At 40.0% G+C, this 1,370-nt stretch carries 2 protein-coding genes; both read left to right on the top strand.

Features of this window, described 5'->3' with window-relative positions; translation table 11 throughout:
* The first annotated feature begins 158 nt into the window (after positions 1-158).
* Entirely contained in the window at positions 159-494 is a 336-nt protein-coding gene (locus QUA23_RS30865; RefSeq protein ID WP_333079597.1) for a transposase, read from the top strand.
* A 373-nt stretch (positions 495-867) separates the two neighbouring features.
* On the top strand, positions 868-1,370 hold a 503-nt coding region (locus tag QUA23_RS30870), incomplete at its 3' end, for a protein kinase domain-containing protein (protein ID WP_333093987.1).

A 1,370-nucleotide genomic window follows, 5' to 3' on the forward strand; every position in this document is an offset into this window, starting at 1 on the left:
ATGGGGCTACACACAATTCAAAGAAGGAAATTAACTGGCAAAGGCATTAAGCCTCACGGAGCAGTGCAATGGGACTTGATATATCTGTGGTTGTATGGAGTAGTATAACCTCAAACATGAGAGGGATTTTTTTATGAATTTACGCATCTAGACGAGCCGTGTGTTTTGAGAAGTTTTTGGAGCTATTTGCCACTGCTTATCCCGATGATTTGCATATAATTCAACTAGACAATGGAGGATTTCATAGTTCATTGAACCTAAGTATACCAGAAAACGTGATTTTACTGTTTCAACCGGCTTATAGTCCGGAAGTGAATCCAATAGAAAGGCTGTGGGGGTATATCAAGGAACAATTGAAATGGTTGAGATTTAAGGGTATAGAAGAATTGAGAGAGACAGTGCAAAAAGAGTTAAAAAAGCTGACTAACGAAGTGATTGCTTCTTTGACTGGATATCCATTCATATTAGAGGGTTTATCTGTAGCAGGAATGTAGGAAAACGGTATAAGACTATCTTGATAGAGCGCCATCTTTCTGTTTAAAAGTGAAAAATCATAAAAGCGGTAGAGTCTGTCTGTTGGGGATATCGTAGTTCTATTTTCCTCAGACTCGACCAATAAAAGTGTATACTTACAATAGTTCGGACAGTATTTATATAGCCCAATGGCTTATGCTCGCTTGACTTTGAGCCACTGTGGATAATTAAATCAATGTCAGCTCTACCCCTGAGTTACATTTAATTCGACTTTTTTATGCTCCTTGCCCCGCGTAAGCTTGTAGTATCGTTCCAAAAACTGTGCGGAGTATTTATTGATACTTAGTTACAAGAGTCAATGTCTAAGATGGAGTAATCCAGAGGAGTACCGCAGTGGATTTGACAAACCGAATTTCTGGATATGATCTAGTTGAACAATTATACTGCGGTTCGAGAACCATAGTTTATCGAGCCATCCGAGAAACAGATCGGCTTCCAGTTGTCATTAAACTATTAAATCGAGACTATCCCAGTTTCAGCGAATTGCTGCAATTCCGCAACCAGTACACCATCGCCAAAAACCTAAGTCTGCCGGGAGTTATTAAACCCTACAATTTGGAATCCTATCGCCACAGCTATGCCCTAGTAATGGAGGATTTTGGCGGTATTTCTCTACGAGACTACGCCCAAGAACGCAAGCTGACTCTAGCAGAAATTTTGGAAATTGCCATTCAAATAACTGACATCCTTGACGGACTGTACCGAAACCGAGTCATTCATAAAGATATTAAGCCAGCTAACGTCCTCATACATCCCGACACTAAACAAATTAAACTCATAGACTTTAGCATCGCCTCCCTACTGCCGAGAGAAACTCAAGAAATTCAAAATCCCAA

The sequence above is a fragment of the Microcoleus sp. Pol1C5 genome (genome assembly GCF_036701115.1).
In the GTDB taxonomy this organism is placed as follows: domain Bacteria; phylum Cyanobacteriota; class Cyanobacteriia; order Cyanobacteriales; family Microcoleaceae; genus Microcoleus.